Origin of the sequence: Rubrivirga sp. (assembly GCF_965213695.1) — a bacterium.
Lineage (GTDB): Bacteria > Bacteroidota > Rhodothermia > Rhodothermales > Rubricoccaceae > Rubrivirga.
The window spans coordinates 2420076-2445499 of sequence record NZ_OZ243912.1; the positions used below are offsets into that span (position 1 = coordinate 2420076).

25 protein-coding genes, 2 tRNA genes and 1 pseudogene are annotated in these 25424 nt (G+C 73.0%); 9 read left to right on the forward strand and 19 right to left on the reverse strand.

The features are described 5' to 3' along the window. Nucleotides 1-93: 93 nt before the first annotated feature. The 4 genes from ACOOHE_RS10670 to ACOOHE_RS10685 all read right to left on the reverse strand — a co-directional run bounded on the left by ACOOHE_RS10670 (nt 94) and on the right by ACOOHE_RS10685 (nt 3482). Entirely contained in the window at nt 94-1644 is a 1551-nt protein-coding gene (locus tag ACOOHE_RS10670) for a YifB family Mg chelatase-like AAA ATPase (RefSeq protein ID WP_420454069.1), read from the reverse strand. Nucleotides 1645-1710: 66 nt separating this feature from the next. After that, nucleotides 1711-2763 carry a hypothetical protein gene (locus tag ACOOHE_RS10675; RefSeq protein ID WP_420454070.1) on the reverse strand — a complete coding sequence of 351 codons (1053 nt, stop codon included), beginning with the start codon at nt 2761-2763 and terminating at the stop codon, nt 1711-1713. Between the two features lie 103 nt (nt 2764-2866). Then, nucleotides 2867-3184, reverse strand: coding sequence for a type II toxin-antitoxin system RelE/ParE family toxin (locus ACOOHE_RS10680; protein WP_420454071.1), 318 nt, complete (start codon nt 3182-3184; stop codon nt 2867-2869). A gap of 1 nt (nt 3185) precedes the next feature. After that, the gene (locus tag ACOOHE_RS10685) at nt 3186-3482 is read right to left on the reverse strand and encodes a type II toxin-antitoxin system ParD family antitoxin (protein ID WP_420454072.1); all 297 of its coding nucleotides are present in this window, start codon (nt 3480-3482) and stop codon (nt 3186-3188) included. Nucleotides 3483-3654: 172 nt separating this feature from the next. Here ACOOHE_RS10685 and ACOOHE_RS10690 point away from each other — a divergent pair, with 172 nt between their 5' ends. Both ACOOHE_RS10690 and ACOOHE_RS10695 read left to right on the forward strand, forming a co-directional pair. Beyond that, complete coding sequence (locus tag ACOOHE_RS10690) at nt 3655-4134, forward strand: type II toxin-antitoxin system VapC family toxin (protein WP_420454073.1); 480 nt, start codon at nt 3655-3657, stop codon at nt 4132-4134. Continuing rightward, nucleotides 4131-4325, forward strand: coding sequence for a hypothetical protein (locus tag ACOOHE_RS10695; protein WP_420454074.1), 195 nt, complete (start codon nt 4131-4133; stop codon nt 4323-4325). The genes ACOOHE_RS10690 and ACOOHE_RS10695 overlap by 4 nt, the downstream gene beginning before the upstream one ends. A gap of 6 nt (nt 4326-4331) precedes the next feature. Here the strand turns inward: ACOOHE_RS10695 and ACOOHE_RS10700 are convergent, their stop codons facing one another. The 3 genes from ACOOHE_RS10700 to ACOOHE_RS10710 all read right to left on the reverse strand — a co-directional run bounded on the left by ACOOHE_RS10700 (nt 4332) and on the right by ACOOHE_RS10710 (nt 7319). Further along, a complete protein-coding gene (locus ACOOHE_RS10700) occupies nt 4332-4559 on the reverse strand; it encodes a hypothetical protein (RefSeq protein WP_420454075.1) in 228 nt (75 codons plus the stop codon). Between the two features lie 70 nt (nt 4560-4629). After that, entirely contained in the window at nt 4630-6027 is a 1398-nt protein-coding gene (locus tag ACOOHE_RS10705) for a 4Fe-4S binding protein (protein ID WP_420454076.1), read from the reverse strand. An 80-nt stretch (nt 6028-6107) separates the two neighbouring features. Continuing rightward, nucleotides 6108-7319 (reverse strand): NAD(P)/FAD-dependent oxidoreductase, encoded by a 1212-nt coding sequence (locus tag ACOOHE_RS10710; protein ID WP_420454077.1) that lies wholly within the window; start codon nt 7317-7319, stop codon nt 6108-6110. A gap of 67 nt (nt 7320-7386) precedes the next feature. On the opposite strand from ACOOHE_RS10710, the gene ACOOHE_RS10715 reads away from it, so the two are divergent. Continuing rightward, nucleotides 7387-8253: an NAD(+)/NADH kinase gene (locus ACOOHE_RS10715; RefSeq protein WP_420454078.1), complete on the forward strand. Its 867-nt coding sequence runs from the start codon at nt 7387-7389 to the stop codon at nt 8251-8253. A gap of 84 nt (nt 8254-8337) precedes the next feature. Here the strand turns inward: ACOOHE_RS10715 and ACOOHE_RS10720 are convergent. From ACOOHE_RS10720 to ACOOHE_RS10740, 5 genes and pseudogenes are all read right to left on the reverse strand, one after another. After that, nucleotides 8338-8414, reverse strand: a tRNA-Asp gene (locus tag ACOOHE_RS10720). 101 nt (nt 8415-8515) lie between these two features. Then, nucleotides 8516-8588: transfer RNA gene (locus ACOOHE_RS10725), tRNA-Phe, on the reverse strand. Between the two features lie 141 nt (nt 8589-8729). After that, nucleotides 8730-9395, reverse strand: a complete 666-nt coding sequence (locus ACOOHE_RS10730; protein ID WP_420457618.1) for a response regulator — start codon at nt 9393-9395, stop codon at nt 8730-8732. Between the two features lie 300 nt (nt 9396-9695). Then, nucleotides 9696-10085: pseudogene (locus tag ACOOHE_RS10735) on the reverse strand (chemotaxis protein CheB); the annotation flags it as partial. A gap of 397 nt (nt 10086-10482) precedes the next feature. Then, on the reverse strand, nt 10483-10875 hold the full coding sequence (locus ACOOHE_RS10740) for a response regulator transcription factor (RefSeq protein WP_420454079.1): 393 nt from the start codon (nt 10873-10875) through the stop codon (nt 10483-10485). Nucleotides 10876-10983: 108 nt separating this feature from the next. On the opposite strand from ACOOHE_RS10740, the gene thiE reads away from it, so the two are divergent. Beyond that, a complete protein-coding gene (gene thiE / locus ACOOHE_RS10745) occupies nt 10984-11643 on the forward strand; it encodes a thiamine phosphate synthase (protein ID WP_420454080.1) in 660 nt (219 codons plus the stop codon). On the opposite strand, the gene ACOOHE_RS10750 is transcribed toward thiE, so the two are convergent. After that, nucleotides 11619-12464, reverse strand: coding sequence for a dienelactone hydrolase family protein (locus ACOOHE_RS10750; protein ID WP_420454081.1), 846 nt, complete (start codon nt 12462-12464; stop codon nt 11619-11621). The genes thiE and ACOOHE_RS10750 overlap by 25 nt on opposite strands. 54 nt (nt 12465-12518) lie before the next feature. Between ACOOHE_RS10750 and ACOOHE_RS10755 the strand changes: the two genes are divergently transcribed. From ACOOHE_RS10755 to ACOOHE_RS10765, 3 genes are all read left to right on the forward strand, one after another. Continuing rightward, complete coding sequence (locus ACOOHE_RS10755) at nt 12519-13151, forward strand: diacylglycerol/polyprenol kinase family protein (RefSeq protein WP_420454082.1); 633 nt, start codon at nt 12519-12521, stop codon at nt 13149-13151. A gap of 164 nt (nt 13152-13315) precedes the next feature. Then, the gene (locus ACOOHE_RS10760) at nt 13316-14182 is read left to right on the forward strand and encodes an esterase/lipase family protein (RefSeq protein WP_420454083.1); all 867 of its coding nucleotides are present in this window, start codon (nt 13316-13318) and stop codon (nt 14180-14182) included. A gap of 79 nt (nt 14183-14261) precedes the next feature. Next, nucleotides 14262-14810 carry a YqgE/AlgH family protein gene (locus tag ACOOHE_RS10765; protein WP_420454084.1) on the forward strand — a complete coding sequence of 183 codons (549 nt, stop codon included), beginning with the start codon at nt 14262-14264 and terminating at the stop codon, nt 14808-14810. On the opposite strand, the gene ACOOHE_RS10770 is transcribed toward ACOOHE_RS10765, so the two are convergent. From ACOOHE_RS10770 to ACOOHE_RS10785, 4 genes are all read right to left on the reverse strand, one after another. Next, nucleotides 14803-15219: a response regulator gene (locus ACOOHE_RS10770; RefSeq protein ID WP_420454085.1), complete on the reverse strand. Its 417-nt coding sequence runs from the start codon at nt 15217-15219 to the stop codon at nt 14803-14805. The genes ACOOHE_RS10765 and ACOOHE_RS10770 overlap by 8 nt on opposite strands. Before the next feature lie 215 nt (nt 15220-15434). Further along, complete coding sequence (locus ACOOHE_RS10775) at nt 15435-16067, reverse strand: response regulator (protein ID WP_420454086.1); 633 nt, start codon at nt 16065-16067, stop codon at nt 15435-15437. Then, nucleotides 16064-17779 (reverse strand): PAS domain-containing sensor histidine kinase, encoded by a 1716-nt coding sequence (locus ACOOHE_RS10780; RefSeq protein WP_420454087.1) that lies wholly within the window; start codon nt 17777-17779, stop codon nt 16064-16066. The genes ACOOHE_RS10775 and ACOOHE_RS10780 overlap by 4 nt, the downstream gene beginning before the upstream one ends. A 2-nt stretch (nt 17780-17781) precedes the next feature. Continuing rightward, a complete protein-coding gene (locus ACOOHE_RS10785) occupies nt 17782-18945 on the reverse strand; it encodes a cysteine desulfurase family protein (protein WP_420454088.1) in 1164 nt (387 codons plus the stop codon). A gap of 140 nt (nt 18946-19085) precedes the next feature. Between ACOOHE_RS10785 and ACOOHE_RS10790 the strand changes: the two genes are divergently transcribed. Both ACOOHE_RS10790 and ACOOHE_RS10795 read left to right on the forward strand, forming a co-directional pair. After that, nucleotides 19086-19319: a type II toxin-antitoxin system Phd/YefM family antitoxin gene (locus tag ACOOHE_RS10790; protein WP_420454089.1), complete on the forward strand. Its 234-nt coding sequence runs from the start codon at nt 19086-19088 to the stop codon at nt 19317-19319. Further along, nucleotides 19319-19714, forward strand: coding sequence for a type II toxin-antitoxin system VapC family toxin (locus ACOOHE_RS10795; protein WP_420454090.1), 396 nt, complete (start codon nt 19319-19321; stop codon nt 19712-19714). Before ACOOHE_RS10790 ends, ACOOHE_RS10795 begins: the two co-directional genes overlap by 1 nt. Nucleotides 19715-19758: 44 nt before the next feature. Here ACOOHE_RS10795 and ACOOHE_RS10800 read toward each other — a convergent pair whose 3' ends face one another. Together ACOOHE_RS10800 and ACOOHE_RS10805 are read right to left on the reverse strand one after the other, a co-directional pair. After that, nucleotides 19759-22527 (reverse strand): DUF5916 domain-containing protein, encoded by a 2769-nt coding sequence (locus tag ACOOHE_RS10800; protein ID WP_420454091.1) that lies wholly within the window; start codon nt 22525-22527, stop codon nt 19759-19761. Nucleotides 22528-22722: 195 nt separating this feature from the next. Next, nucleotides 22723-25305, reverse strand: coding sequence for an acyl-CoA dehydrogenase (locus tag ACOOHE_RS10805; protein WP_420454092.1), 2583 nt, complete (start codon nt 25303-25305; stop codon nt 22723-22725). Between the last annotated feature and the right edge of the window lie 119 nt (nt 25306-25424).

A 25424-nucleotide genomic window follows, 5' to 3' on the forward strand; every position in this document is an offset into this window, starting at 1 on the left:
CCCTCCCCCACACTCGGCCCACGCCGAACCGACACCAAGCAGCCGGACCTGGCATCCCTCTGCTACTGGCCACTCCCCGCTGGCCATCGCCCCTCACCCGCTCAAGCCCCAGCCGGCCCGGTCGAGCGAGCGGTACTGGATGGCCTCGGCCACGTGCGCCGGCCCCAAGGCCTCCTCCCCCGCCAGGTCGGCCACGGTCCGGGCCACCTTCAGGATCCGGTCGTGCGCCCGGGCCGAGAGGCCGAGCCGCGTCAGCGCCGACTTGAGCAGGCCGCGGCTGGCGTCGTCGAGCCGGCACCAGCGGCGGACCTCGGGCGTCGTGAGTTGGGCGTTGCAATAACGGCCCGGCGTGGCAGCGAACCGGGCCCCCTGCCGCTCGCGCGCCGCCACGACGCGCTGGCGGACGGCCGCGCTGGGCTCGGCGTCCTCACGCCGGCTGAGGTCGTCGAACGGGACCGGGGTGACCTCGACGTGCAGGTCGATCCGGTCGAGCAGCGGCCCGCTGACCTTGGCGAGGTAGCGCTGGACCTGGCCCGGCGCACACACGCACGCCCGGGTTGGGTCGCCAGCGTGGCCGCACGGGCACGGGTTCATGCTCGCCACCAGCATCACCCGGGCCGGGTAGCGGACCGTCGCGCGGGCTCGGGCAATCGTCACCTCGCCCTCTTCGAGCGGCTGGCGCAGGACTTCGAGGACCGGCCGGTCGAACTCGGGCAGCTCGTCGAGAAACAGGACGCCGTTGTGGGCGAGCGAGATCTCGCCCGGCATCGGGTTCGAGCCGCCGCCGACCAGGCCGGCGTTTGAGATCGTGTGGTGCGGCGACCGGAACGGGCGCCGGGCGACCAACCCGCCCCGGCCGTTCGACCGCCCGCTCACGCTCAGGATCTTCGTCGTCTCCAGCGCCTCGGCCGGCGACAGCGGCGGGAGGATCGACGGGAGCCGCCGGGCCAGCATCGTCTTGCCCGAGCCGGGCGGGCCGATCATCAGCGCGTTGTGGCCGCCGGCCGCGGCCACTTCGAGCGCCCGCTTGACCAAGCCCTGGCCGCGGACGTCGGAAAAGTCGGGGCCGTCGTCCGGGGCGACGGTCGTGTCCAAGACGCGCGTCTCTTCGGGCGTGCCATGCCCGCCGCGCTGGGTCAGGAACTCGAACGCCTCTTTCAGCGACGCGACCGGAAACACTTCGAGTCCCTCGACCACGGCAGCTTCGGCAGCGTTCTCGGGCGGGACGATCATCGCGCGCCGCCCCTCTTTCCGCGCGCCGGCCGCCATCGGCAGCACACCGCGGACCGGGCGGACGGCCCCGTCGAGCCCGAGCTCGCCCACGATCACGACCTCGTCCAACACCGACTGCTCGATGAGCCCGTCGCCGATGGCCGCCAGCAGGCCGAGCGCGAGCGGCAGGTCGTACGCCGAGCCCTCCTTGCGGACGTCGGCCGGGGCGAGGTTGACGGTCACGGCGCCGCGCGGCGTCGGCAAGCCGGACGTCTTGAGAGCGGCCCACACGCGGTCTCGGCTCTCGCGCACGGCCCCGTCGGGGAGCCCGACGACGGTCCACCGCGGGAGGTTCGGCTCGATGTGCGTCTCGATCTCGATGGGCAGGGCGTCGACGCCGAGGACGGCGCTGCTCCAGACTCGCGACAGCATCGGGCGGGGGGCGTGTCTCGCCATAGACCCGGCGCGGCCGGTGATCTACCCTTCGCTCGCCTCGGCCTACTGAACGCCGTCGCCCAGAACGACGACGGACACCCCCAGCGGAGCCTGTCCCCGAACCTCGATGACGTACGGGCCGGGCGCCAGCCCGCTGAGATCGGCGCGCACCTCGTGGTCGCCCCGGCCGAGGACGCCGAGATCGACGTGGTGGACCTCCCGGCCCAACAGGTCGCGGACGGTGAGCCGGACGGTCTCCGGGCGCTCGACGGTGAACCCCACCGTCACCCGGCCGCCGGAGGGATTGGGCCACGTTCGGAGCGCCGGCACGGCCGACCGCCTCGGGGCGTCTTCCACCCTGGTCGGGAACAACGGATATCCGCCTTCCACTCCTCCGACACGGTAGTACCGGAGCGCTAGGTAGGCCCCTTCGCCGTACTCAGCGACCAAACCTATGTCGGCGGAAAATATGGTCTCAAACCCGGAGGAACTATCGTATCGCTTTGTAGCAGTCCGTACGGTGTCCGTGCCAGTGCCCGCCCGCTCGCCGCCGAACACCACGACGCCGTCATACGTACCGCTGACCTGATACAACAACCCCTCGCATTCTACCGCCGAGTCGAACGGAGCGTCGAACTGGCACCCTATGTCGTCAGCGGGTAAGTCCACATGAAGGGGTGAAGAAGTGAGTTGGCGGATCGAGGCCGTCACCGTGTCAAACCTCACATACTGACGGAAAAATGGACCACCAGGAGCTGCGTCAGACCAACGTTCGAGGATGAAGTAGCGGTTCCCGAGAGCAATCGTGTCCTGGGAGATCCGATACTGGATGATGAACGGGCCGTTCTCGTATTCCCAGACGTTGCCAACTTCCAATGGGTAGTACCGCCAGGGGGATGTCGTGTCGGGCGTCAATCCCTCCGTGCTGAAACTCGGAGACGGTTGGACGTCCGACCCCGAGGCGAGGGCATCGCTCACCCTACCCCCACCGGAGGCCACCTGTGCCCGAGCAGGCCCCGCTGCACAGGCGACGGCGGCGAGCGTCGCCACCAGCAGGACCGGGGGGCTCCACAGCCCGGTGCCCTTTCTCGGCGTTCGGCTGGCGGGAGAGTTCATCGGGCGGTCAGATCGCTTCCTCCCTGACGATACGACGCAGGATCGCTCGGCGCTACGTCACCGCTGGCACGGCCGGCGATCCACTCCTCGGCCACGCACTGGGTCACAACTCGGGCCTCACGTCCTCGCCCGACACGTCCCGTCCCTGACGGAGCACCCGGGCGATCAGGAGCTCACCGACGTCCTCGCCAGGAGCGAAGTAGTACACGGTGACCCGGAGCCGGTTGACGGGAAAGCTCCGCACCCGGGGGTCGAGGTCGGACCGAGCACGCCCCAGGTTCGGGAACGCGCTCAGGCGCTCGAAGCACTCGATCAGGGTGTCCGTCAGAGCGTCCCGAGCACGCTCGCTGTAATCGGAGGCGTGCTCGACCAGGTCGAGGAGGTCGTCGTAGGCGGCCGGCAGGACCCGGTACCCGCTCATCCTAAATCTCGACGGCGTCGGGCCCGCCCGGCGCGGGCCGCTCGCCGCGCTCGACCTCGCCTCGGAGCTCGGCCATCCGCTGGCCGATGGCCTCCCGCAAGCTCTCCCGAGTCACCGTGACGGGGTCCCCGGACTCCAACCCCTCGTGGATGAGACGGCGAAGCTCGGCCGTCTTCGACTCGCGGTCCTCCAGGAGCCGCAGGCTGTCGCGCACGACCTCGGACGCCGAGCGGTACCGGCCGGACTCGACGAGCGAGCGCGCGAACCGCTCCAGCTCGGGGGTCAGGGAGACGTTCATCGGTTCGGGGGCTGGCGTTCGACGCTCAGTATAGCCGGAGACGGCGGGAGTACCAAAGATCGGTACCCACGACGCACCGTCCACCACGTCTACCCCTCGGCCACGCGCTGGGCGAGCCGGTGCGCGATCTATCCCTCGGCGATGCGAAACCGGGCTCCCGTAGCTTCTGGGCATGAAGCCCGCTCTCTACCTCGAAACCTCCGTCATCGGCTACCTCACCTCCCGATTCAGCCGAGACCTCGTGACGGCCGGGCGGCAGCAGCTCACCCGCGACTGGTGGCGCCTGGAGCGGGACCGCTACGACCTCTTTCTCTCGCCCTTCGTCTTGGACGAGTCGGAGGCTGGGGACGCCGAAGCCGCATCCGAGCGCGCAGAGGCCCTGTCCGGGCTCCCGCTCATCGAGCCGGACGAGCGTGCGGACGCCCTCGCACAACGGCTGATGCGAGACGTCCCTCCGCCCCCAAAGGCCGCCGTAGACGCGGCGCACATCGCCGTCGCTGCCGTGGGCGGGATGGACTACCTGCTGACGTGGAACTTCAAGCACATCGCCAACGCCGTGCTCCGGGATCGGATCGAGCGGGCCTGTCGTTCCGAGGGCTACAAACCGTCCGTGATCTGCACGCCAGACGAACTCCTCCGGAGGGAGCCATGACCGAGACGACTGAACCCAGAGACGAGGTGATCGGCGACGTCCGTGCGGTGCGCGAGGCGTACGCAGCCCGGTTCGACTACGACGTCGCTGCGCTCTTCCGTCACGCCCGCGGAAGGGCGGAGCGGGAGCGCGACAGGCCCGTCGTCAAGCGGGAGCCGAAGCCGGTCGACGCAGTCGCAGAGGCGCCATGACCACGTCTACCCCTCGGCCACGCGCTGGGCCAGCCGGTACGCGATGAAGCCCGTCACGCCGAACGTGATCGCGTACACCGTCCCGTCGTAGCCCTCCGAGCTGACCGCCTCGAACACGACCGCCATGATCCCGGCCGCCAGCCCGCCGCCGACGGCGAACACGACCGTGTAGACGACGAACAGGACGAGCGCGCGGCCGGCGGTGACGGGGCGGGGAGCGGGCTGGGTCGGCATGGGCGGAGGCGCGAGATGAGGACCGTAGGACGAGCCGGCGCGCACGGGGTTCGAGCCCGTCGCCCACGGTCTACGCCAGGATCTCCAGGTCCTCGATCAGGTTGTTGACCGGCCGGCCGGCCCGGCTCGTGCCCGACGTGTCGCGCCCGTTCTCCAGCTTCAGCACGCCGCGCGGGCACACGGTCGCGCAGATCCCGCACCCGACGCAGCTCGCGCGGACCACGTTCTGGCCGCGTTGGGCGTACCACTTCACGTCGATCCCCATCTCGCAGTACGCCGAGCACTGGCCGCACGAGATGCACTGGCCGCCGTTCGTCGTGATCCGGAAGCGCGAGAAGAACCGCTGCTGGAGCCCCAAGACCGCCGCCATTGGGCACCCGAACCGGCACCACACCCGGCTCCCCAGGATCGGGTAGAAGCCGACGCCGACGACGCCCGCGAAGATGGACCCGATCAAGAGGCCGTAGAGCCAGCCGACCGTCCCTGCGACCGCGTCGAGCCAGCCGACCTCGGCGACGGCCGCGACCCAGAGCAGGACGGTCGCCACCGTGATCGTGGCCAGGACGCCGTGGACGAGCCAGCGCTCGACCTTCCAGGCCGTCATCGAGGTGTCCGCGAGGTGGCGGTACGGGTCGCCGGCCGTCTCGGCGAGCCCGCCGCAGCCGCAGACCCACGAGCAATACCACCGCTTCCCAAAAAAGAACGTCAGCACCGGCGTCACGACGGCGATCAGCACGGCGCCCCAGATCAGCATGGCGACGCCGAGCGTCCCCTCCGCCCGCAGCTCGGCCATCTTCCACGGGAAAAACAGGTCGTAGTCGAGCGGCCACGTGTAGTGGAGGTACAGCTCGGGCTGCTGGACGGCGACCAGGAAGAACGGCAGCGCGAACGCGATCACGGTCTGGAAGAACACGACGCTCAGCGTCCGGATCACGTGATACCGACTGTGGCGGTAGCGGACGAGCGCCTTGACGCCCATCACCGCCACCGCCAGCGTGTAGAGCGTCGTGTACAGAAACCACTGGCCGCCGTTGTCGAGCGTCGCCGGCTGGTCGCGGAGCAGCCGCGACAGCGGGTCGGCGAGCGGGATCAGCCCCGCCAGCCCGGCCGGCCAGAAGTACAACACGACGTAGAGCCCCGTCAGCGCCAGCCCAACCGCCCAGCCGACGGCCCCGCGCGCCTCGTTCGACGAGGTCATCGTCCCCTCGGTCCGTACGCCGGCCGGACGCGCCAACCCCGCCAGCGCGTAGACCACGCCGCCTCCGCCGATCCCGACGAGCGCCGTCAGCCCGAACACGAGCGGATACGCTGCCCCCAGCCCGCTCGCGAGCGCGACGACGCACACCGCCAGCCCGACGGCGACGAGGACGAGCCCGGCCCGCTGCGCGGCCGTCGGCCGGAACGCGGGGTTCGAGAACAGCGCCAAGTCCGCGTCGGGGTTGTAGAGCGGGAGGCCGGAGACGGGCATGAGGAATCAGGAATCGGAGATCAGGTCCTGCCGTGTAGGGACACGATTCATCGTGTCCGCCAGGCGGGCGGCGGCGTGCGTCAGCTCACGAGCGCGGGGGCAAACTCGGGGTCGAACCGCGCCGCGTCGAGGCCGTCGAGGCAGCGGTCGAGCGGCCACCCCTCCTCGATCCACCGCGCGCAGACCGCCTGCCGCATGCGGACGCCCAGCGCGCTCACCCCGACGACGGCGCCGTCGACGTAGTGGAGGCGCAAGCTCCGAGCCCCATCGGACCACTCCCAGTCGTCGCCGTCGTCGCCGGTGGCCCCGTAGACCTGCCACTCGAGGTCGAAAAACTTGGCCGAGTTGTAAAAGACGCCGGGCGCGTAGGGCCGTGGCCGGCCCGCCATGCCGAGCCCGGCCGTCGCGCCCTGGAGCCGGGCCGTGTACCAGATCGGCTCGACGGCGCGCACGCCCGTCGGCGGTGTCCGGAGCTGGGCGCAGTCGCCAGCCGCCCACACGTCGTCGGCCGACGTCCGCAGCTCGTCGTCCACCAGCACGCCCCGGTCGGTCTCGACGGCGTCGCCCAGCCACGCCACGTTCGGGCGGACGCCCGTCCCCACGCCGACGAACCCGGCAGCGACGCGGTCCCCATCCGTCGTCACGACGCTCTCCACGCGGTGGGCGCCCTCCACGGCCGCGACCTCGGCGCCGAACCGGAGATCAACGCCGTGTCCACGAATCGCCGCGGCCACGAGCGCGCTCTCGCCCTCCGAAAAGACGCGGGGCAGGTAGCGGTCGTCGCGGACCAAAAAGGTCACGGCGACGCCGCGCGTCCGCAGCATCTCGGACAGCTCGACCCCGATCAGCCCGCCGCCGACGACGACGGCCCGGTCCACACCCGCCGTGCTCGCCTCCATCCGGTCGAGGTCGGCCAAGTCGTACAAGCCCTGGACGCCCGCGAGGGCGGCGCCGGGCCAGTCGGGGATGACCGGGACCGAGCCGGTGGCGACGAGCAAGCGGTCGTACGGCACCTCCTCCCCGTCGAGGTCGAGGACGCGGCGGACGGCGTCGAGCCCGCGGGCCCGGCCCACGACGCGGTCGATCCGGTTCTCGGCCCAGAACCGGTCCTCGTAGAGCCAGGTGTGGCGCCGGGTGAGCACGCCCATGTAGACGTACATCAGGGCCGTCCGCGCGAACGGGTCCCGCGTTTCGCTGGAGACCATCGTGATCCGGGCGCCGGCATCCGCCTTGCGGACGTGGCGGGCGGCGGTGACGCCAGCGATCCCGTTTCCGACGATGACGACGTGCATGGAGATGGCGGGGCGAGCGGTGAACGTAGCCCGGCCGGCGACGTACGCACGTCCCCCCGACGCGCCCATGACCTACGGCATTACCGGCAACACGACGAAAGACGCGCTCTGGGAGCCGCTCGACGCCCTCGTCCGCTGGCTCGGCGCCCAGGGCTTGCCCTACCGTCTAGCCCGCCCGCTCGCCGACGGACTGGCGGAGCGCCACCTCGCCGACGCCTCCGCGCACGCCACCGACGACCCGGCCGACCAAGCCGACGTCTTGCTCTCGTTCGGCGGCGACGGCACCCTCTTGCGGACGGCCCACGGCGCCGACGGCATCCCGATCCTGGGCGTCAACATCGGGCGGCTGGGGTTCTTGACCAAGGCCGAGGTCGCCGAGGTCCAGAGCGCCGTCGAGGCCATCGAGGCCGGCAAGACGGGCGTCGAGGAGCGGATGACGCTGGCCGTCGAGGTCGACCGCGACGACCTCGGAGACGTGCCCGCGTGGGCCCTCAACGACGTCGTCGTCGACAAGTCGGGGACGACGAGCATGATCCAGGTCGAGGCGACCGTCGACGGCGACCGGCTCAACACCTACTGGGCCGACGGACTCGTCGTGGCCACGCCGACCGGGTCGACGGCCTACGCGCTCTCGGTCGGCGGGCCCATCCTGACGCCGGGCACCGAGACCATCGTCGTGGCCCCGATCGCGCCGCACACGCTGACGGCCCGGCCCATCGTGCTCCCGTGCCACGCCGAGCTGGCGCTCCGGGTCGAGACGCGGGGCCACCCGTTCGCCTTCGCTTGCGACGGCGTCTCGACGCTGTTGGGTGGCGGGGCGACGGTCCGCATCCGCCGGGCCGAGCGCGTCGTCCGGCTGGTGACGCTGCCGGACCGGGACTACTTCGGGACGATCCGCGACAAGCTCTCGTGGGGCCAGGGCGGCGTGTTTTAGGGACGCGCCCGGGGTGCCCCGCAGGGCGAGCGCCCCTCAACAGAAAACGCCCCCGCGTCTCCAGACGCGGGGGCGTTGTGTCGATGGCGACCCGGACGAGACTTGAACTCGCGACCTCCTGCGTGACAGGCAGGCGTTCTAACCAACTGAACTACCGGGCCGAATCGGTGCGCCCAATCTAGCGCCGGCCACCGGGGGCCGACGAACGCCTGGGCGCGCTCCGCTGGATCTTCAACCGACAGGCGGCGGATCCCCAGCGGGGTGGTCGAGGGCGGACTTGAACCGCCGACACATGGATTTTCAGTCCATTGCTCTACCAACTGAGCTACTCGACCGGGTCCCGGGCGCGAACGACCGGGCGGACGAATATACGCGGTCGCCTGTCGGCCCCGGCAACCTCGGGCACGCCGAGACTCGGTGAAGAGCCGCCGCTGGCCGCCCGGGGCCGCTGGCCGCCCCGGGCCCCCGCCCGCCCGTCAGCCTGCCGAGCGCTGGGCCCGCAAGGGCGACTCGACCCAGACCACGGCCCGCTGCATGAACTCGGCGGCCCGGTCGATCCCCAGCTTCTGCTTGATGTTGGCCCGGTGGGACTCGATCGTCTTGAGGCTGAGCCCGAGCGCCTCGGCGACCTCCCGCGTGCTCTGGCCCCGCCCGAAGTGCTCGAACACCTCGAGCTCGCGGTCGGTGAGCCGCTCGATGGACGAGGTCGAGTCGGCCGTGTGGCCGAACCGGTCCTCTAGGAACCGGCCCTGGAGCGACGTGCTGAGGTAGAGCTCGCCGTCGAGCACCGTCCGCACGGCCGTGACGAACTGCCGGGCCGACTCGTGCTTCATGAGGTAGCCCCGGGCGCCGGCCCGGAGCGCGCGCTCGGCGTAGAGGGCCTCGTCGTGGGCCGAGACCACGAGCACCTTGACCTCGGCGTCGAGCGACCGGAAGCGCTTGATCAGCTCGACCCCGTTGACGCCCGGCAGCGAGAGGTCGACGATGGCGATGTCGAACTCGATCCCGTCCGCCAGATCGAACCCCTCCTCGGCCGACGACGCCTCGGCCACCACCTCGAGGTCCGGCTCGGCGTTGAGCAGGCTGACGTAGCCCTCGCGCATGACCGGGTGGTCCTCGACGAGGAAGATGCGGTGGGACATGGTGGGATCCAGGAGGTGTCGATCGGGTGCTGAACAGATGAGTATACGCTTTCGGTCACTGGAGGCCGACTCCGGGGGCTCCTGAACCCATGCCCGCGCCGTGTCGGCGGGGCGAACCTCTCCGCGCATGAGACGGCGCCTCGCGGGCAGGTGGAGGCGCGCCCCGACTACAGCTCCACGGGGCAGACGATCTCGATCTCGGAGCCGCCGCCGGGCGTCGACCGGATCGAGACGGACCCTCCGACCAGCCTCGCGGACGCTCACCAGGCCGACGCCCCCCTGCGCGCCGTCCACGAGGCCCTCGGGCTCGGACCCGACCCCGTTGTCGGCGACCACCACGCGGACCCGGCCCCCCTCCGCCGTCCCGACCCGGACCGTCGCCGCCGTCGTCCCAGCGTGCTTGACGACGTTGAACAAGAGCTCGCGGACGATCTCGGCGTCCCCGTCACGTCGACGCGGCCGGTCCGGATCGCGCTCTGGGGCATCCCGTCGTAGTCGGCGTCGCCGGGGTCCTGGACCATCGTCAGCCGTCTGGAAGAACCGGTCGACGGCGAGCGGCCGGCCATGCCGGTCGGCGGGGTCGACGAGTGAGAGCTGGCCGCGCGCGATTTCCAAGTGCTTGCCCGGCGGGATCACGTAGACGCGGTCGGGCCGGACGTCCGGGTGGTCGCCGACCTGGGCCACCTCCATCTCGGTCCGGGTCTGGACGAGCCCGGCGAGCGCGCTCTCGTGGTCTGGCGAGAGGTGCTAGACCACGACGAACGCCATGCCGGGCCGGGCCGGCAACGCCGAGAAGAACGCCTGGATCGCCTTCAGCCCCCCGCCGACACGCCGACCCCCACGATGGGGAACGCGGCCCCGTTCTCGGCGGGCTCCTCGCGCATCGCGGTGGGCAGGGCGTCCCCCTCCTCCGGGTCAGGGCTCGGTGGGGGGGCAGGGGAGCGATCGGCGGCCATGACAGCCCGGGCGGCTACAGCGGTGCGGGGGCCTCACGATACACAGGACGCCGCGGCGGGCAGCGGGGGAATCCCCCTGCTCGACCCGCACTCGCACTCGCGCTACGCTCGGCGCGGCTCGTCGAGCGGCGTCACGCGGCCTCCAGCCCGAACACCTCCCCCTTGAGCGTCCCGAAGTCGATGGGCTTGGTGAGGTACCCCCGCGCGCCACCCTGGAGCGCCGTCGTCTCGAGCTGGCCGTCGTCGTAGGCCGTGACCATGTAGACCTCGAGGTCGGGGAACTCGGACGTGACGGCCGCGAGCAGGTCGAGCCCGCTCATCCCCGGCATGTTGATGTCCGACAGGACGACGACGACGTCGGCGGCCTCGCCGGTGCGGAGCTTCTCGAGCGCCTCCTCCCCGCTCGTGGCGAACACGAACTCCAGCAGCCCCTTCCGGACCTCGCGGCGGAACTTCTGGGTGAACAGGAACTGGACGTCGGACTCGTCGTCGACGACGAGGGCGCGGGTGGGCGGCGCGGGCATCAAGAGGGGCGGCGAGGGACACGGACAACCTACGGAGACCTCGGGTCGGGGAGACTCTCAAGGACGCCGGGGCACGCGATCTTCCCCCGCCCTCCTCCGCTCGCGCCCATGCCTCCCGTCGGGCGGCTCCACGTCTTGACCGACGTCCAGCTCCAGACCCGCTGGACCCACGCCGACCTCGCTCGGGCGGCCACCGCCGGTGGGGCCGACACGGTCCAGTTCCGCCACAAGCCGGGCCCGCCCCGCGACCGGCTCGGCCACCTGGTGCCGACCGTCGAGGCGTGCCGGGCCGCCGGCGTCCCGTGCCTCGTCGACGACCACCTCGACCTGGCGCTGGCGACGGGCGCCGCCGGCGTCCACCTGGGCCAGACCGACCTCCCGGTGGCCTGGGCCCGGTCCGTCGCCGACCGGTGGCCGGCGCCGCTCGTGATCGGGGCCACGGCCACGACGCTCGCCCAGGCCCTCGCCGCCGAGTCAGACGGCGCCGACTACGTCGGGTTCGGCCCCGTTTTTCCGACGGCGTCGAAGGCGAACCCGGCGTCGGTGAAGGGGCTCGACGGCCTGGCGGAGGTCTGCGCCGGCGTGTCGATCCCCGTCGTCGCCATCGCCGGGATCACGGTCGGCCGCGTCCGCCCGTGCCTCGACGCCGGGGCGTGGGGCGTCGCCGTGATGTCGGCCGTGACGTGCGCCGACGCCCCGGCCGAGGCCACGCGCGCCTTCCGGGCCGAGGTGGATGCGTGGGTTCAGTCGGCGGCCGTCGGGCCCTGAGCCGCGCGGAGGGTCTCGGCGAAGAAGGCCGTGGTCCGGGCCCAGGCGTCGTCGGCGGCTTGGGGGACGTAGCTCTGGCCGGACGGGTTGGCAAAGGCGTGGGGCGCCCCGGCGTAGGTCTCGACCGTGTGCTCGACGTCGGCCTCGACGAGCGCGTCGACGAAGGCGGAGACCGTGTCGCGCGGGATCGAGTCGTCGGCGCCGCCGAAGAAGGCGAGGACGGGCATGGTCAGCGTCGCCAGCCGGGCCGGGTCGGTGACGGGCCGTCCGTAGTAGACCACGGCCGCGTCGATCTGGTCGGGCAGCGCGAGCGCCGTCCGGAGCGACCACATCCCCCCGAAGCACCACCCGATGACGCCGACGCGCGGGGCGCCGAGGTCGTCGGCGAGGTAGGCGTGGGCCTGGCGGAGGTTGTCGGTGAGCGCGGCCTCGCGCCCCATCGCGGTCCGCATCAGCGCCATCGCCGAGTCGGGCGTGGTGGCCACCTCGCCGCCGTAGAGGTCGACGGCGAGAGCGACGTAGCCCTGGTCCGCCAGCCGCTGGGCCATCGCCTCGACGTTGCCGTTGAGGCCCCACCACTCGTGGACCACGACCACGGCGGGGAGTCCCGCCTCGGCGCCGTCGGGTCGCGCGAGCACGCCCGTGACCGGCTGGCCGTCGACGGTCGCGTAGCGGACGCGCTCGGTGGTGACGGCCAGGCCTCGGGCGTCGGCGGCGTCGGTCGGCGTGGGCGTGTCGCCGTCGTGCTGGCGGCGCATCTCGGCCGCGTCGTCGGGCTGGCAGGCGGCGAGGGCGAGGAGCATCAGGAGAGCGGCGCGCATGGGACGGCGGGGGCGGGCCGTCGGAACGGGGGCGGCGCCCGCGTATGTTCCGGCGTGAGCGACCACGTCCCCGTCCTCCCCTACCGCGTCGAGCTCCAGCGCAAGGCGATCCACCTGGGCGCGCTCGTGCTGCCGGCCGCGATCCTGGCCCTGCCCGCCGCCGCGATCCGCCCCGCGCTGACGGCGCTGGCGGTCCTGGCGGTGGCCCTGGACGTGGCCCGCCAGCGGGTCCCGGCCGTCCGCGAGCTCCTGATCGACCGGGTGTTCGGGTGGATGATGCGGCCCGAGGAGCTGCCGCCGGAGGGCGGGCCGATCGTGCTCAACGGGGCCGCCTGGATGTGCGTCTCGGCGGCGGCCTGCGCCTGGCTCTTCCCGCCGGGCGTGGGCGCGGCGGCGCTCGCGATGTTGATGGTGGGCGACGGGGCCGCCGCCGTCGTCGGCCGCCGCGTGGGGCGGCACAAGTGGCCGGGCTCGCCGAAGTCGGTCGAGGGCAGCGCGGCCTACGCCGTCGCCGCGTTCGGGACCGGGCTCGCCGTCGTCGCGTGGCCCGGCGCCGGTCTGACGCTGGCGGCGTGCGCCGTCGGGGCGGTCGTGGGCGCGGCCGTCGAGGCCCTGCCGATCCCGGTCAACGACAACTTCCGCGTCCCGCTCCTGTCGGGCCTCGCGATGTGGGCGGTGATGCTGTAGTCGCCGGGCGAGCGGACCTGTGGACTCGTGGACGAGTGGACTCGTGTGCCCACATCCGGGTGCGGGGGTGGGGCGTATGGGAGTCCTCCCCCCACACACCCATACCCCATCCCCCCACTCCCTCCGCCCTCTATCCTCTGCTCTCCATCCTCCAGCCCCCGCCCGTGCTCTCGACCCTCACCCGCCGCGCCGAGGCCGCCGCCCGCCGGGTCGTCGAACTGGCGCCGATGCCCCAGCCGCCGCTCCGGCCGACGCGCTACCCGGTCGTCCTCCTCCACGGGTTCGGGGCGCTGGCGAACCTGATGCAGGGCGGCGTGCTCCACGCCGAGGCGATGCACTTGCGGGGGCGCGGCGTCTGGGCGTACGCCCCCCACGTCAACCCGTACGACACGGTCGCCGTGCGCGCCGCCGCCTGGGCCGAGCGGCTCGACCGCGTGCTCGAGGAGACCGGCGCCGAGCGGCTCAACCTCATCGGGTTCTCGACGGGCGGGCTCGACGCGCGCTGGCTGGCGCGGGACCCGGCGTGGGCCGGCCGGATCGCCAGCCTGGTGACGGTCTCGACGCCCCACCGCGGCTCCGAGCTGGCGACGTTCGTGCTCGGCCGGCCGGAGCGGCTGCGGGCGTGGGCCCTCGGCCTGATGGAGTTCGTGGGGCGGGCGGCCTACGAAGCGGCCCCGCCCCACGCCGAGACGGCCCTCGCGGAGCTGGTGCCCGAGGCGGTCGCCGCGGCGTTCCCGACCGACGAGACCGTCCCGGGCGCGTGGTGCGCGTCGTACGCCGCCCGGGCCGGCAAGGGCACCGACGCCCCGATGTACCCCCCGCTCGTCGTCCCCAACCGCATCTTGCACCGGCTGGCCGGGGTCAACGACGGGATCGTCCCGACCGCGTCCGGGTGGTGGGCCGAGCGGCTCGGCGTGCTCGACGCCGACCACGCCCGCCAGATCGGCCTGTCGTGGACGGCCTCGGCCGCGTTCGACTCGTGCGCCTTTTTCGAGGGCCACGCCGAGGCCCTGCGCGCGCGCGGCCTGTAGCCCGACGGCGGGCGGGACGATACCCCGGCCGAACCCGGCCGGCCGAGCGCCGTTGACTCGGCGGCCCGTCCCCCGCCCCATGCCCGCTCCCGTCCCGGGCGACGTCCTCGTCGCCGAGCCGCCGATGGCGGACCCCAACTTCCGCCGGACCGTCGTCCTGCTCTGCGAGCACACGACGGAGGGCTCGTTCGGGCTCGTCCTCAACCGGCCGACCGGCCTCACGCTCGCCCAGGCCACCGACGAGGCGATCCCGTTCGACGCCGACCTCTGGCTCGGCGGGCCCGTCCAGCCCGACACGCTCCACTACCTCCACCCCTACGCCCACCTCGACGGCACGCTCCCCGTCTTGGACGACGTGTTCTGGGGCGGCGACTTCGAGGCGCTCCGGGAGCTGATCGCCGGGGGCGTCGTGGACCCGGGCCGCATCCGGTTCTTCGTGGGCTACTCCGGCTGGGGCGCCGGCCAGCTCGACGCCGAGGTCGACGAGGGCGCCTGGATCGTCCTCCCCGGCTCGGAGGCCTTGGTCTTCGCCGACGGCGACGACGCGCTCTGGCGACAGGTCCTCCGCCAGCTCGGCGGCGAGTACGCGCTCCTGTCGACGTTCCCCGACGACCCGCGCCTCAACTGACCGGGCTCGGCGGAAAGGCCGACACCTCGGGATCGGCGGCGAGCCCCCGCACCACGTCGAGGACCCGGTCGATCCCGGCCGACTTGTCGAAGAAATGGTCGGCGCCGGCTCGGAGACAGGCGTCTCGGTAGGGCGACTCGGAGTGGTTGGTCAAGACGATGACGCGGAGCGTGTGCCCGTCGGCGCGGAGCCGCTGGAGCGCGGCCATCCCCCCCAGCACCGGCATCTGGAGGTCGAGCACGACGACGTCGGGCCGGTGGGCCCGAACGCCGTCCACGGCCGCCGCGCCGTCCCCCACCTCGGCCACGACCTCGACCCGGTCGATCTCCTCGATGGCGTCGCGCAGGAGCCGGCGGAGAAGCGGGGAGTCGTCGGCGACGAGCACTCGGACGCGGGAGAGGCCGGGCATCGAGGAGGAGGGGGAGGACGTCCGCATCCTACGGAGCCCCTCCCGCCGATGCCGGCGGGCCGGCTCGCTCGCGACCGCGACGCGGCGTCGGCGCGGGGCTCGCCGCCGCGTCCGCGTCCGTCCTACGCCGTCAGGCCCCCACTCGTCGTGGTCCCGAGCGTGGGGGCCTGGGAGAGGTTTCTGCCCCCCACACCCACACGCCCCCCGCTCGCGCCCTACTCCACCAGCCCGTTTTCGAGCGCGTAGCGGGTGATCTCCGAGTTGTTCGACATCCCCATCTTTTGGAGCAGGCGGCTCCGGTAGGTCGAGATCGTCTTGACGCTGAGCGAGAGGTGCTCGGCGATGCCGCCGACGGTCATCCCCGAGGCGATGAGCCGGAGCACCTGGTACTCCCGGTCCGAGAGCGCCGCGTGGGGGTCCTGGTCGGGGTCGACGTCGAGGGCGTCCAGGAGCGAGGCGGCCAGGGTCTGGGTGAGGTACCGCTTGCCCCCCGCCACCCGGCGGACGGCGTCGACCAGGTCGGCCTCGGCGCTCTCCTTGGTGAGGTACCCCATCGCCCCGGCCCGGACGACGCGGACGGCGTACTGGTCCTCGGGGTGGGCCGAGAGGACCAGGATGGGGAGCTTGGGGAGCTCGGCCTTGAGCGACTTGACGAGGTCGAGCCCGCTCGGGCCCGGCATGTTCATGTCCATGACCACCACGTCGACGCGCTCGTCGCGGACGAGCCGGAGCAGGTCGTCGCCGGAGGCGGCCTCGCCGACCACGCGGAAGTCGTCCGTCTCGCGGAGCAGCTCGGCCAGCCCGCGGCGGACGAGCACGTGGTCGTCGGCGATGGCGATTCGGGTCATGGGCGGTCGGCCGGCGGGTCGGCCGGCGAGGAGTGGGGCAACGTACACTCGACGACGGTCCCCCGGCTAGGGACGCCGCGGACCTCGAGCGTCCCGCCCTGGGCCCCGGCCCGCTCGCGCATCCCGATCAGCCCGAGCGAGCGCCGGCCGGCGTGCTCGGCGTCGAACCCGCGCCCGTCGTCGGCGACGACTAGGCGGACGGACTCGGGGCCGAGCACGAGCGTGACGGCGACGGACTCGGCGTGGGCGTGGCGGGCCACGTTCGTGAGGGCCTCCTGGAGCACGCGGAAGGCGGCCGTGGCGACGCCGGGCGGCGGCTCGGTCACGCCGTGGACGTCGACCGCGCACGGCGTCCCGGTCCGCTCCTCGAACCGCTTGGCCTGCCACGCGGCGGCGCTGGCGAGCCCGAAGTCGTCCAAGACGCCCGGGCGGAGGTCGGCCGCGATCTGTCGGACGTGGCGGATCGTGTCGTCGATGGTCTCGCGGACGTCTCCGAGCCGGGCCTGGGCCGCGGCGTCGTCGGCGTAGTGGCGGCCGAACCAGCCGATCCCGAGCCGGATGGCCGTGAGCTGCTGGCCGAGCACGTCGTGGACCTCTCGCGAGAGCCGGCTCCGCTCCTCCTCGCGGACGTCCTGGAGGTGCGTCGCGAGCGCGCGGAGCTCGGCCCGGGACCGCTCGAGCGCCGTCTCGTTCTCGCGCAGCCGGGTGACGTCGCGCAAGATCGAGAGCACCTCGCCGCCCTCGATCGGCGCCATGCGGACCTCGCGGTGGTGCGTCCGCCCGGCGATCTCGACCTCGTAGCCGTAGGCGACGGTCTCGCCGGTCGCGCTGAGCTGCTGGGTGGCCTTGAGGAAGAGGCCTGCCAGGTCCGCCGGGATCACGTCCTGGAGCCGCCGGCCCACGAGACGCTCGGCGGGGAACTCGGTCGCGAACACCTCGGGCACGTGGAAGTCGAGGACCAGCCCGTCCGGGCTGAGCCGCGAGACCACGTCGGGGAGCGCCTGGACGACCGTCCGGTAGCGGGCCCGCGACTCGGTCAGGCGCCGCTCCATCTCGGTCTGGTCCGTGACGTCGCGCGTCGCGACGACGCCGACGTGCTCGCCGTCGGGCCCGGGCACCGCGCGGCCCCGGCTCTCGACCACGCGGACGGCCCCCTCGGGCGTGAGGACGCGGTACTGCAAGACGGCCGCGGCCCCGGTCGCGAAGGCGTCGGCGAGCGACCGGAGCACGTCGGCCCGGTCCTCGGGGTGGACCGACGAGAGCGGCCCGCTCGTGACGACGTCGGTGGGCGACCGGCCGAGGTGGACGTCGGCGGCGGGGTTGGCGTAGAGCGTCCGGCCGTCGGCGTCGGTGAGGGTGAGCAGGTCGGTCGCGCTCTCGACCATGACCCGGAACAGCTCGGCGTCGGCCCGGACGCCGGCGTGGCGGGCGACGGCGCGGCGGGCGACGCGGGCGACCTCGGCCGGCGTCGCGTCCCGGGCCACGACGCCCTCGGCCCCGGCCCGGAGCGCCTCGTCCTCCTCGTCCTCCGTCTCGGCAACGGCGACGACGGCCGGGCGCGTCCGGGGCCGACGGAGCCAGTCCTTCCGCCCCCCGACGCCGTCGGCGAGCACGACCAGGTCGGCGTCCGCCTCGCGGACGTCCTCGGTCGCGTGGACCGACCCGAGCGAGTCGGCCCACGGGGCGGGCGGTCCGGACCAGAGCACGCGCATGGCTAGGCGGCGACGGCGTCGAGCCGGGCGACGACGCGGGTGAGGGCGGCGGCGGCGGCCTCGACGTCGGCCTCCGTCGTGGCCCGGCCCAGGGAGAACCGGACCGTCGCGGCGGCAAGGTCTCGGTCGACGCCGAGCGCGAGCAGGACGTGGCTCGGCTCGAGCGCGCCGCTCGTGCACGCGCTCCCGGCCGACGCCGCGACGCCCTCCAGGTCGAGCGCGGCCAGCAGCATCTCGCCGTCGAGCGGAGCCGGGTCGGGGCGGAACGAGACGGACAGGATGTGGGGCGCCGCCAGGGCCGGCGTGTGGACGACCAGCCGGCCGCCGAACGCCTCGGCGAGTCGGTGGCGGAGCCCGTCGCGCAAGCGCTCGAGCCGCGGGGCCACCTCGTGCCGCTCGGCGTCGGCCAGCGCGAGCGCCTCGGCGAAGCCGACGACGCCGGCCACGTTCTCGGTCCCGCCGCGCCGGCGGCGCTCTTGGGCCCCGCCCGTCTGCGACGCCGCGAACGGCGTCCCCGCCCGCACGAACAGCGCGCCGACGCCCTTCGGCCCGCCCACCTTGTGCGCCGAGAGCGACAGGAGGTCCACGCCGAGAGCGTCGACGTCGAGCGCGAGCCCGCCCGGCGCCTGGACGGCGTCGGTGTGGACGAGGGCGCCGGCCGCGTGGGCGACCTCGGCGATCTCGCGGACCGGGTTGATCGCTCCGGTCTCGTTGTTGACCCACATGGCCGACACGAGTCCGGTGTCGGCGTCGACGGCGTCGGCCACGGCCGACGGCGTCAAGCGTCCGTCTGGGTCCGGCGCGAGGACCGCCACGGGGTGGCCGTCCGCCGCGAGCGCGCGGGCGGTTTCGAGAACCGCGTCGTGCTCGGCGGCCGACGTGACGAGCCCGGGCCGGCCGGTCTGGCGGCGGGCCGCGCCGGTCAGGACGCCCCGGATCGCCGCGTTGTCGGCCTCCGTCCCGCCGCTCGTGAACACGACCTCGCCCGGCTCGGCCCCGAGCACGGCCGCAACGCGCTCGCGCGCCCGGTCGACGGCCACGCGCGCGCGCCGCCCCGGCCCGTGCAGCGACGACGGGTTTCCGAACGCCTCGCGCAGGAACGGGAGCATGGCCGCGAGGGCCTCCTCCCGGAGCGGCGTCGTGGCGGCGTGGTCGAGGTACGGCAAAGGAAACGCGAGCGGTCGTCGGCCCCCTACGCCCGGCCCCCCGCGCCGATCCCACAGGGCGGACGGCGATGCCCCACAGCTCCACCGCCCCGGACCCGCAGGGCCTCCGTCATACATTGCCGACCCCAGCCAGCAGACCGATGCGGACGGTGACCCTCGACGAAGCCCAGCAGCGGCTCCCCGAACTGATCGAGGAGGCCGCCAGCGGAGAGGACGTCGTCATCTCGCACGGGGACGGGGCGGCCGTCCGGCTCGTCCCCGTTCCCGCAGCGGAACCGGAGCGCCGGCCGCGGAGGGGTGGCGGCGCCCGCGGTCTCATCACGGTCCGGGAAGACTTCGACGACCCGCTCCCCGATTTCGAGCCGTACACCTGATGCGGGTGCTCCTCGACACCCATGTCCTCCTCTGGTTCCTGAACGACGACCGCCGGCTGAGCCGGCACGCGCACGGGCTGATTATCGACCCCGCGAACGACGTTCAGGTCAGCGTGGGGAGCCTGTGGGAGGCCGTGATCAAGGCGAGCCTGGGACGGCTGGAGCTGGCCGAGCCGTTCGAGGAGTTGATCCCGGCTCAGCTGGCGGCGGAGCAGATCGAGGTGCTCCCGGTCGAGATCCAGCACCTCGCAGCGCTCCGGGCGCTCCCGTTCCACCACCGGGACCCGTTCGACCGGCTGATCATCGCGCAGGCGGTGGCAGAGGAGGTGCCTGTCATCTCCCGCGACGGCGAGTTCGGGCCGTACCCCGTGACCGTGCTCTGGGACGAGGCGTAGCGACCGGCCGTGGGGGCGGCCGTCGTCCTCCAGACCGGCCGTGTCTACAGCCCGAACCAGTACGTCGCCTTAAGCTGGAACACGTTGCGGACCTCGCCGCCGAACACGTCGGCCACGTCGCCGAACACGTCGAGCCCGCGCAGGTCGCCGAAGTCGTCGCGCGTCTGCTGCCAGACGGCGAACAGCTCCGAGCCGGGCCGCCACTGCCAGCGCAGGACGGCGTTGCCGCGCAGCGAGAGGTAGGTAAAGTCGCTGTAGTTGCTCCTGCTGTTGTCGACGACGACGGACTCGCCCGCGGCGTCGGTCGCCACGAAGAAGTCGGCCTCGTCGAACGCCGACGGGGCGGCCTCGCCGTCCGGCCCGGCGCGGAACGGGTCGAGCGAGGTCCCCGGCGTCTCGCCGAACCGGACAAAGTCGAACGACCGCCGGGCCGCGAGCTGGCGGAACCCCACGTTCCGGCGGGACTCGATGTACGGGCCGGCGTAGAGCTGGAGCGTGACGTCGGGCGAGAACCCCCAGTCGACGCTCCCAGCCAGGAAGAGCGACTCGCTCCGGACGTCGGCGAACAGGTAGCGCCGGCCGCCGAACCCGTCGGGCGCGTTCGGGTCGGCGGCCGAGAAGAGGTACTGGTCCGAGCCGTAGGCCGAGGTCCACGTCGGCTCGAACGCGAGCTCCAGCGTCTCCGACGGCCGGGCCGTCACGCCGAGGCGGAGGCGCCGCGTCCACTCGGGATCGACGCCGACGTAGTCGTGGCCGACTTCGCGGCGATCCGCATACGAGGCCGAGAACTGGAGGGCCCGGCTCGGGTTCGTCGCGACCGTCAGCGAGGCCGAGTAGTCGGCCGGGCGGAGGGCGAGCGGGCCGCCCCGCGTGAGCCGGTCGTTGACGTACTCCGGGCGGACGGCGACCACGCTCGACAGCGTCCACAGGTTGGAAAAACGGAGCGACCCGCCGGCGTTGAACCGGTTGTAGACGAGGTCGCCGCCGTAGTTGAGGTACTGGGCGCCGTAGAGGTAGGCCGAGATCCGCTGGACGGCGGCGATCCCGGGCTGGGGCTCGCTGTAGTTGATCCGCCAGTCGGCGCCGGCCCAGTCGGCGCGGCGCTGGAAGCCGAGGTCGTTCGTCTCGAACCCGGGGCTCGTGGCGCCGAGGGTGACGGCCCCGCGCCAGTGCCGGCCGCCGCCGACGCGGGCGACCGTGGCCTCGGCCCGGTAGCCCGCCAGCGAGGTCTGGTCGGGGTCGAGGTCGAGGTAGTCGGCGTCGGTCCGCTGGTAGTAGCGCCGGCTCGACCGCTGGAGCCGGGCGATGGCGCCCTCGCCGCCGCGGACGGCCGAGCCGGCGACGAGCGCGCTGAGCGACCACTCACGGTCGGCGAACGTGTGCTCGGCGTCGAGGCCGAGGACCGTCGCGTCGGTCGGGATCACGGCCGTGAACGCCGTCCCGTCGGCGTCGCGGAGCACGCTCGACCCGAACAGGCCGAGCCCAGTCCGCCCGCCGTTCCACGCGCGCCGCGCTCGGGCGACGGCGTAGTTCGAGAGCGGTTCGACGGGGAGCACGTCGCGGTCGCCGCCGAACGTGACGAACGCGGCCGTCTCGCGCCCCGTCAGCGCCGCGAGGGCGCCGAGGGTCCACTCGCCGACCTGGCCGGAGAGCTTGGCCGCGCCCAGGATCGTCGTCTGCTCCGGACTGTCGAAGTAAGCCACGTCGTCGGCCGTGTCCCACTCGCCGTCGTCGCCCTGGAATCCGTAGAGCCCGCCGAAGCTCTGGGGCGAGCGGCCGATCCGGCGCGAGTAGAAAAACTCGGGCTGCTCGGTCACGTAGGCCGAGGCCCGCGTCCATCCGAACGCGAAGGCGTCGACGCCCTCGACGAAGAACGGCCGGCGCTCGGGGAACCGGGTCTCGAAGTCGGTCAGGTTGACGTCGGCCGGGTCCTGCTCGACCTGGCCGAAGTCGGGGTTGACGGTCGCCGTCAGCGTGAGCGAGCTCGTCAGGCCGACGCTGGCGTCGAACCCGACGGCCGGGTTCAGGTCGGTCTCGTCGTAGAACGGGTCGGCGGGGTCGCCGGGCGCCCGGATCGCGCGTGTGGCGACGTAGGGGACGACCTCGACGCGGCGCGGGGCGCGCAGGTCGCGGAGGCCGTGGAGCCGGCCGAACCGGCTCACGTAGCCGTCGGCGTCGGGCGGGATCGGGGCCCAGTAGGCCGTCTCGCCGGTCGCGGCCACGTCGCGCTGGAACTGGATCTGCCACGGGACCGCCGAGTCGGCGTCGTAGCGGAGCTGGCTGAACGGGATCCGGATCTCGACGGCGTAGCCCTGGCCGTCCGGCCCGTTGAACCGGGCGACGTCGCTGTCCCAGACGGCGTCCCACGTGAAGTCGCCGCCGTTCTGGTCGTTGAACAGGACCACGTCCTGCTGGACGCCGGCCAGGCTGACCCCGAACGAGTAGGCCGTCCGCCCGTCGGCCGGGCTCCCGATCTCGACGAAGACGCGGTCTGAGCCCTCGCCGAAGTCGTCGCGGCGGGCGAGCCGCCGCACCAGCGTCGCCGGGTCGCGGACGTAGCACCGGAGGCCGACGTAGAGCGCGGCCCGGTCGTAGAGCACGAACGCCTCGGTCCGCTCCGTGGCCGGCGCGCCGGGCGTCGGCTCGAGCTGGACAAAGTCGGTCGCCGCCTCCGCCCGCTCCCAGACGCCCTCATCGAGCCGCCCGTCGACGCGGACGTCGTCGTCCGCGAGCCGGGTCGCGGTGACCCCGAGGACCGGCCCGTCCCCGCCGCCGGGCGTCTGCGCCGAGGCCGCCAGGCAGAGCAGACCCATCAACCATCCGGCACGACGCATGATTCCCCAGTGGTGGTTTTCCCCATGATAGCGCACATATACGCGCTGGGGAGGGAAAACTACATGCACACCGTCCCTACGCCCGATTCTCATCAGAAACCGAGACCTCCGCACCCCCCTAGTACTCATGCACTATCGCCCCCCCGCCCAACGACGACGCGGGGGGGCGGCTCGTCACACGGCTGGGTCCGCGGCCGCCGGGTCCTCGGTCACGACCGCGCCGGACCACGTCGTCGCCCCGGCCTCGGTCTGGGCCGGGCCGCCGAAGCCCACGGCCCCGACCGCCGAACCATCGCCGCCGGTCGTCGACGCGACCTCGTCGGGGCGGACGGCCGACGCGAAGTAGTCGTCGGTGTCGAAGGCGTCGACCTGGATGGCGTCGTTGCGGGCGGCCTCGGCGCGCTGGAGCAGGTCGGCCTCGTCGGCCGTGATGACGCCGGCGTCGAGCGCGGCCGGGATCAGCGTGGCCGGGTGCTGGCGGGGCAGCTCGCGGCGCTTGATGGCCGCCTTGACCTTGGACACGACGCCCTCGGCGTCGTAGCACAGGCGCATCGTGTGCTCGAACCGGCCGAGCACGTGCTCCGGGTCGAGCGACGTGAACACGGCCGGCGTCAGCCGGTCGCGCTGCTCGCCGGGCACCTGGAGCGCCGCCGCGACGCGGTGGCCGACGCGGTCGGACGGGAGGTCCGAGATCCGGTTGAGCCGGCTCCACGCCGCGAGCGGGCCGCGGAACAGCCAGGTCGCGCCGGGCACTTGGAGGTTGGCGAACAGGCCGTCGAAGGCGTCCTGGATCTGGGCGAAGGCGTACTGCATCGACCAGTCAAGGAAAGCGCGATCCTCCTTGCGCTGGCCCTCGGCCTCGAACCGGCGGAGGACGGCCGTGCCGAGGTACATCCACGAGAAGATGTCGGCGAACCGGCCGGTCAGCTTCTCCTTCCGCTTGAGGTCGCCGCCGAGCGTGCCCATCGCGAGGTCGGCCAAGAACGCGAACGTGGCCGAGGTCCAGGCCATCTTGCGCCAGTAGCGCGCGGCCGGGCCCGAGACCGGCGAGCCGGCCAGCCAGCCGCGCGACAGCGACAGGCCGACGGCCCGGAACCCGTTGCGCACGACGTGGCCGATGTGGGGCCAGAACGCGGCGTCGAACGCCTTGACGTTGCCGGCCATGAGCGCTTGCATCTCCTTGAGCGCGTACGGGTGGCACCGGATGGCGCCCTGGCCGAACACCATGAGCGTCCGCGTCAGGATGTTGGCGCCCTCGACGGTGATCGAGACGGGCAGGCCGATGTAGGCCGACGCGAGCGGGTTGCGCGGGCCCCGGCTGATGGCGTTGCCGCCCAGGATGTCCATCGCGTCGTTGACGGCCTTCCGGAACAGCTCGGTCGTGTTGTACTTCATCATGGCCGTGACGACGGCCGGGGCCGCGCCGCCGTCGAGGGCCCCGTTCGTGTAGCGCCGGGCCGCCTCCAGCGTGTAGGCCCAGCCGCCGATCCGGGCGAGCGGCTCCTCGATCCCCTCGAACTTGCCGATGCTGAGGCCGAACTGCTTGCGGATGAGCGCGTGCGCACCCGCGATGCGCGCGGCCTGCTGGACGCCGGCGGTCGCCGAGGCGGGCAACGAGATGCCGCGGCCGGCCGCGAGCGACTGCATCAGCATCCGCCAGCCGCGCCCGGCCCCGGCCGCCCCGCCGATGACGGCCTCCTCCAGCTTGACGACGACGCCGTGGCCCTCGGTGGGGCAGTTCCAGAACGGGACGCCGAGGGGGTCGTGGCGCTGGCCGAGCACGACGCCCTCGGTCGTCGTCGGGATGAGCGCGCAGGTGATGCCGAGGTCGGTGCCCTTGCCCAAGAGCTCGTCGGGGTCCTCCAGCTTGAACGCGAGCCCGAGCACGTCGGAGATGGCGGCCAACGTGATGTAGCGCTTGCGCCAGTCGAGCCGGATCGCGAGGTCGCCGTCGGCGTCCCGGAAGACGACGCCTTTCGACGAGATCGCGCCGGCGTCGGACCCGGCGCCGGGCTCGGTGAGCGCGAACGACGGGACAGCTTCGCCGGTCGCCAGCCGTGGGAGCCAGTAGTCCTTCTGCGGGTCGGTCCCGAAGTGGGCCAGCAGCTCGGCCGGGCCGAGCGAGTTGGGCACCATGACCGTGATGCCGAGCGTGCTCGACGCCGACGACACCTTGGCCACGACGGCGCTGTTGAGCGACGGGCTAAACCCGTGGCCCCCGTACGCCTCCGGCACGATGAGCCCGAAAAACTTGTCGTCCTTCAGCTTCTGCCACACGGCGTCCGACAGGTCGCGGCGCTGCCACACGGCCCAGTCGTCGACCATCCGGCACAGCTCTTCGACGGGGCCGTCCAAGAACGCCTGCTCCTCGGCCGTGAGGCCGGCGTAGTCCTGCTCGAGCAGGCGCTTGCCGTCGGGCTTGCCCGAGAACAGCTCGCCCTCGACCCAGACCGTCCCGGCGTCGATGGCCTCCTGCTCGGTGCTGGAGATGACGGGCAGGAACTCGAGCTTCTTCATCAGCCCCATCACGGCGCCCGACAGCATCCGCCGGATCGGGGGGATGAGGAAGACGGCCGCGAGCACGACGAACGCGGCGGTCAGCCAGAGCGGCGCGCCGAACCCGACGAGCGCGACGAGCCCGGCGGCGGCCCACACCCACAGCGGGGCCCCGGTGAACCCGAGCACGAACAGGACGAGCAGCACGCCGAGCGCGGCGGCCCAGGCCGGCGTGCCGGCGAAAAAGGAGAAGGCGTCCATGGGGGGAAGAGGTCTGGTGGGGGCGCCCGCAGCCGAGCGGGAATGCCGGTTAACAGTGTAAACCTTTCGCGAGCCCTCCGCAAGCCGGGGACCTTCACTCGGCCCGTTGGGGTCTCCTC